This is a genomic window from Sulfuricurvum sp. (assembly GCF_028688295.1).
In the GTDB taxonomy this organism is placed as follows: domain Bacteria; phylum Campylobacterota; class Campylobacteria; order Campylobacterales; family Sulfurimonadaceae; genus Sulfuricurvum.
Window position 1 is genome coordinate 1 of the sequence record NZ_JAQTYM010000098.1, and the last position, 5,764, is coordinate 5,764.

Annotated in this window: 8 protein-coding genes; 4 read left to right on the top strand and 4 right to left on the bottom strand. The window is 45.3% G+C overall.

What is annotated here, in order from left to right:
* The 3 genes from PHR02_RS12700 to PHR02_RS12710 all read right to left on the bottom strand — a co-directional run.
* Positions 1-321 (bottom strand): metal ABC transporter permease (locus tag PHR02_RS12700; protein WP_299992569.1); only part of this gene is annotated, 321 nt, incomplete at its 3' end.
* Between the two features lie 9 nt (positions 322-330).
* Complete coding sequence (locus PHR02_RS12705) at positions 331-1,092, bottom strand: metal ABC transporter ATP-binding protein (protein WP_366141206.1); 762 nt, start codon at positions 1,090-1,092, stop codon at positions 331-333.
* Positions 1,083-2,057 carry a zinc ABC transporter substrate-binding protein gene (locus PHR02_RS12710; protein WP_299992572.1) on the bottom strand — a complete coding sequence of 325 codons (975 nt, stop codon included), beginning with the start codon at positions 2,055-2,057 and terminating at the stop codon, positions 1,083-1,085. Before PHR02_RS12710 ends, PHR02_RS12705 begins: the two co-directional genes overlap by 10 nt.
* 140 nt (positions 2,058-2,197) lie before the next feature.
* Between PHR02_RS12710 and secG the strand changes: the two genes are divergently transcribed.
* Genes secG through PHR02_RS12730 form a run of 4 tightly spaced genes read left to right on the top strand, consistent with a single transcriptional unit; the run spans position 2,198 to position 4,017 of the window.
* On the top strand, positions 2,198-2,515 hold the full coding sequence (gene secG, locus PHR02_RS12715; RefSeq protein ID WP_299992573.1) for a preprotein translocase subunit SecG: 318 nt from the start codon (positions 2,198-2,200) through the stop codon (positions 2,513-2,515).
* A 16-nt stretch (positions 2,516-2,531) separates the two neighbouring features.
* Positions 2,532-3,089 carry a ribosome recycling factor gene (frr, locus tag PHR02_RS12720; protein ID WP_299992574.1) on the top strand — a complete coding sequence of 186 codons (558 nt, stop codon included), beginning with the start codon at positions 2,532-2,534 and terminating at the stop codon, positions 3,087-3,089.
* Between the two features lie 5 nt (positions 3,090-3,094).
* Entirely contained in the window at positions 3,095-3,703 is a 609-nt protein-coding gene (pyrE, locus tag PHR02_RS12725) for an orotate phosphoribosyltransferase (protein ID WP_299992577.1), read from the top strand.
* Positions 3,703-4,017 (top strand): hypothetical protein, encoded by a 315-nt coding sequence (locus tag PHR02_RS12730; RefSeq protein WP_299992575.1) that lies wholly within the window; start codon positions 3,703-3,705, stop codon positions 4,015-4,017. The genes pyrE and PHR02_RS12730 overlap by 1 nt, the downstream gene beginning before the upstream one ends.
* 99 nt (positions 4,018-4,116) lie before the next feature.
* Here the strand turns inward: PHR02_RS12730 and PHR02_RS12735 are convergent, their stop codons facing one another.
* Positions 4,117-5,727: a cation:proton antiporter gene (locus PHR02_RS12735; RefSeq protein ID WP_299992576.1), complete on the bottom strand. Its 1,611-nt coding sequence runs from the start codon at positions 5,725-5,727 to the stop codon at positions 4,117-4,119.
* Positions 5,728-5,764 lie beyond the last annotated feature (37 nt).

A 5,764-nucleotide genomic window follows, 5' to 3' on the forward strand; every position in this document is an offset into this window, starting at 1 on the left:
CGAAACGATCACGATCGCGAGAGCAAGGGAGCCTGAGAGGAAAATCGCGAGTACCGAATCGGAGTACATCCCGTGAACACTGCGCAAATACTCGATCAGCCACGAGGCGACCAGTGACGCCAATACTGCCATCCACAACGGACTCATTCCGAACAGTAATCCGACGGCAACACCGACGAGTGAGACGTGGGCTAATGTCTCGCTGAGAAGGGAGTATCGGCGAAGGACGATAAACGAACCGCTGAGTGATGCAAGGACGGCAATCATCAGTCCCGCGACAAAAGCGCGTTGCATAAACGGATACTGTAACATCTCTATCATTTTGGGATCCTAATGGTTATGACTCACGACGTGTGCCGGTGTGCCGTAGAGTCGGCTCATCTCATCACATCGGATCATTTCGGCAGGATTTTGGGAAACAAGAACCGTTTGATTCACAAATAAAACACGGGTAATATCCTCGGCAATCACCCCGACATCGTGAGTGATAAAGAGGATCGAGAGTTTTTTGGTACGGTTGAGAGTGCGAAGAAGCTCATAAAAACGGTGTTGAGATTCGACATCGACCCCCGTGTTGGGTTCATCGACGATCAAAACGTCGGGGTTAGAGGCGAGGGCGCGTGCGATCATCACCCGCTGACGCTGACCGCCGGAGAGGTTTCCGATAAGACGATCCGATAAATCCGATACCCCCATCAGCTCCATCGCTTCCGCAATCGCGGCTTTATCTTCGGTGGATTCGAATCCGAAAATTCCCCGTTTGGCATAGCGTCCCATCCCTACTACTTCACGCACCGTAGCGGGAAATGAGCCATCCACAAGAGCGGAGCGTTGAGGGACATACCCGATACGGTTCCAATCTCGAAAGCGGTTTTGAGGTGTGCCAAAGAGTTTTATCACTCCTGAGGTCGGTTTTTCAAGCCCCAATAAAAGGCGGACAAGGGTCGTTTTCCCTCCTCCGTTGGGTCCGATAATCGCGCAATACTCTCCCGGCAAAATTTTAAACGTTCCGTTTTTAAGAACCAAGTTCCCCTGCCGTTCAAAATTGAGGTTGTTCACTTCAAAAAGGCTGGGGAAAAACTTCAACGGCACTCCATCGCTTCTCTTAATTTTTTCAGGTTCTCTCGCATGAGTGAGAGATAGGTTTGATGTGATTTTAACTCATCTTCGCTAATATTTTCCAGCGGTTGAAGCGGCACTGCTTTAGCTCCGGTCTCTTTTGCAATGGTTTGGGCAACATTGTCGTTGATAAGCTCTTCAAAGAAAATTGTTTTTACGCTGTGTTCTCGTACCACTTCTATAATATGCGCCATTACTTGCGCGCTAGGTTGTTCATCACTTGAGAGACCGATTACAGAGAGATTTTCAAATTTATTCGCACGTGCAAGGTACCCGAACGCATTATGGTTGGTAACAAGCGTACGATTTTTACACTCACTCAACCCTGTCGTAAACTCGGTTTTCAGTTTTTGGAGTTCACCGATATAGCCTGCTGCATTTTTGTGAAACTGCTCTGCTTTACTCGGGAGAAGTTTCGAGAACTCCGCATCGATCGTTTGGGTCATTTTGATCATGTTGTCGATATCGAGCCAGTAGTGAGCATCATACCCTTCCTGATGATTATGTTCCCCATGAACGACAGGTGTTTCAGCACTGTGCTCAGCATGATCTTCCTCTTTACTTTTTTGCAGTGCGACCCGTTGACTCATATCGATCACTCCGGTCGTAGTACTAAGTGTCGTTTTTACCCCTTCTGCCCATGTCTCAAAACCTGCACCGTTATAGATAAAAAGAGCTGATTTAGAGATGTCGGCTACTTGCGTCGGATTAGGAGAGAACATATGAGCATCAGATCCTAACGGAACGATCGTGCGAACATCAATAGCATCACCCGCTACGGCATTGGCAACTTCATAAAGTGAAAACGTACTCACCGAAACCACCGTTTTAGCTTCTGGAATACCCACTTTTTTTTGAGGTTGCGGCGAAAAAAATGTCATTCCTATTATGATTGCGGTAATAACCCCGGCAAAAACTATCAGTCGTTTTGTATCCATTATTTTTCTCTTTTCTTATGCTATTTAACATTTCTTTGTAAAACGGTATTTTAATCCTAATCGGTTTAAAAACAAGCTTCATTCGGCTCTTATGAACACTATGCTATAATCGCGAACTTTTTTAAATATCAAGGATTAACATGACAGGTATACTGCTCATCGTACAGATCGTTTTGGTCGTTATGATCACCATCGCTGTACTTCTACAAAAAAGCTCAAGCATCGGGTTGGGAGCTTACAGCGGTTCGAATGAATCAGTTTTCGGAGCAAAAGGTCCGGGTAGCTTTTTGGCTAAAGTAACCTTTTTTCTCGGGTTTGTTTTCGTTGTCAATACCATTGCATTGGGCTATTTTTACGCTCAGCAAAAAAACCAATCAGTTGTCGATGCTATGATCGAAAAAACCGATGTTACTGCACCGACGATCAATATCGTAAACGATATTAACACTACCAAATAAGACGAAGGGAAATTTCATGTTAAACGAAGTGTATCAATTTTGTGAAGAAAAAATGCAAGGAAGCTGCGATCACCTACTCAGCAACTTTCGCACACTCCGCACCGGACGTGTCACTACTAAAATCTTGGACAATGTCCGTGTCGATAACTACGGATCGCTCACTCCGATCGATCAAGCAGCGAGCGTACTCGCTACCGATGCAACCACCATCACTATCTCTCCATGGGATAAATCGATGCTCAGCGTCATCGAAAAAGCAATCATGAAAGCCGATATCGGGGTCAATCCGAATAACAACGGAACCGAAATCAAACTCTTTTTCCCTCCAATGACGGTTGATCAGCGTCAAGATACCGCGAAAAAAGCGAAAGGGATGGCGGAAGATGCAAAAGTAGCGGTTCGTAATGACCGTAAAAAAGCAAACGACAAAATCAAAGTACTCGAAAAAGATAAATTGGTAACTGCCGATGAATCCAAAGGGGCGCAAGATAAAGTTCAAAAAATAACCGATAAATTTATCGTCAAAATCGAAGAGTTGCTCAAAGCTAAAGAGCAAGATATCTTGACGGTATAATTGTGATGGATATCAAACAAATCTATCTCGATGCAAGCGCAATGCTCGAAGGTCATTTTAAACTCAGCTCAGGCAATCACTCAGCCTATTATCTCCAATCGGCAAAAGTGTTGGAGCAACCTCGCACAGCAAAGCTTCTCGCTGATGCGTTAGCGCTTAAAATTCAAGAAAACGGAATCGAAATCGATACCGTTTGTGCTCCGGCACTCGGTGGTTTGATCGCAGGATTTGCCCTCGCAACGGCGCTCGATAAACGCTCTATTTTCGCAGAGCGTGTTAGCGGTGAGATGCAAATCCGTCGCGGTTTTGAGATCACTGAAGGAGAGCGTGTCCTCATTTGTGAAGACATCATCACCACCGGCGGTTCAGCGATGGAAGCGGCAAAAGCAATCGAAGCCCTCGGCGGTATCGTCGTCGGTTTTGCGGCACTTGCTAATCGTGGATTTTGCAAACGTGAGGGTTCAGCACTGGAGCGCAAAGTCAACTGTGCCTTGCCTAGTGATAAACCTCTCTTTGCCCTCGCAGATTTCGATTTCGAGATGTACGCACCCGATAATTGCCCGTTGTGCGTAAACGGTTCTGAGGCTATTAAACCGGGTTCACGAGGAAACTAATGTCTGCTAATCCCGAAAAGTTCAAGGTTGATATGGCGCATCTGCAAAAGGTGCAACGTACCCTCCGCAAAGCGGGGAATATCTTCCCCAATGAAAAACCACTCATCGAAACGCTCGAAGATTTGATCATCAAAGCCCAAGATGACACCTCTCTCAACACCTATTACTCTATGGCACAATATCTCAAACAACGAGTTCGTGAACTCAAAGCCAATCTCCCTGCTCCGGTAGAAGAGATCGATACGGCGATAGAGGATCTCGACTGGTCAATCCGCTATCTCCAATGGCTTGTCACGGAACAAAAAGTTAGCTAACTGAAATGTTACACACTTTTCGGGCAAAGCCCGCAAAGTGGCAGGGACAAATGTCCCTACAACCCCCTGAAGCTACCCGCATTTTTCAGATGCGGGAGATTATATATCACAATAAAGTGCTTCGCTTACCAAGCGTGCTGCCACCTCTCTCTTTCCATCGATAGTGATGGAGATAGGCAATCCTCTCAGAGCCCGTTTTTCCTCCAAACTAATCACCTTAACCACCAATTTGACATTCGGTGCATAACGGATAATCGTTTCACAAATAAGTCTCTTCTTCTCTAAATTATCAAGGGTCACTATAACGCTTACCGAATCTTTCGCACAGAGTTTGTCCAAAATAGCTGTTTTGGACATATCGCCGAAATAAACCTCTTGATGATCTCGTAGTGCCTCTTCGACATGTTTATAGCTGTTATCGGCGACAACGTAATCGACCCCTTCGGCCTTTAATGCCTTGGCAACAAATTTCCCGACTACACCGTAACCGCAAACGATAAGATGGTTTTTGCGTCCAGGTAGCATCGCAAACGTTTCAGTAACACTGATATCTTTAAAAAAGTAGCTGCTGATTTTCGATAAATTAGCCAAAATAAAAGGGGTGGCTATGATAGATAAAACAACCACTAAAACCAAAATTTGAGACAGTTCATCGGGGATGAGTTTATGATTTCCCGCTAATGCAAAAATAGCAAACGAAAATTCCCCCACCTGAGAAAGGGCGATAGCTGTTTTAAACGCTATCTTGGTTTGAGAATAGATACGGATAACGCCGAAAATAACGATGGCTTTTACGATCAAAACACCGATGAGTATAGCCATAATCTCCCAAAAATGGGTAACAAACAATCCCAAATCGATCTTCATCCCTACCGTGACAAAAAACGTCCCGAGAAGCAAATCTTTGAACGGCGCAATATCGGCTTCGACTTTGTGGTGATAACGGGTCTCGGCGATTATCATCCCCGCAACGAACGCCCCCAGTGAGTAGGTAAAACCGGCATACGAAGCGAGAAGCGAAGAGGCGACTACGATCACCAAAACCGACCCCATGAAAAGCTCATCCACTTCACTACTGGAGGAGAAATGGAGCAGCCACGTCATCACCCGCTTACCGACGATAAACAGCAATCCTACGATCACCAAGGCACTAATAGATGTCTGGATCAGAACATCACCGATATCTTTCCCATCCGAGCTCAAAAAACCGATCAAAATCAAAATCGGGATAACGGCGATATCTTGAAAGATCAAAATCCCTGTTGATTTCTGACCATAGGGACGGGCGATCTCTTTGGTCGATTTTAAATAAGTCAAAACGACTGCCGTAGATGAAAGAGAAAGAGCCATAGAGACGATCAGCGCCGTTTCCAGCGAAATTCCAAAGACCAAATAGGAAAATACAAAAAAGATAACGGCAGAGAGAAGAACCTGCAATGAACCATTAAAAAAGACATCGGTTTTCATCGTAGACAAACGCTGCAACGACACCTCAAGCCCAATCGTGAACATCAAAAAGACTACACCGAACTCGGCGAGCATCTCCAACGTATGAGAATCAGCCATATGACGCAGATCAAACCCATACGCCACCGTTACACCGGTGAGGATATATCCGATAATCGGCGAGATTCCAAACCGTTTTAAAATCAGATTCACCACAATCGACATTCCAAGTGCGATTGTCACATAATAAAGAGCAGATTCCATTTTTTCCTAACGCCATCGGAACACGTCCCGATTGGCT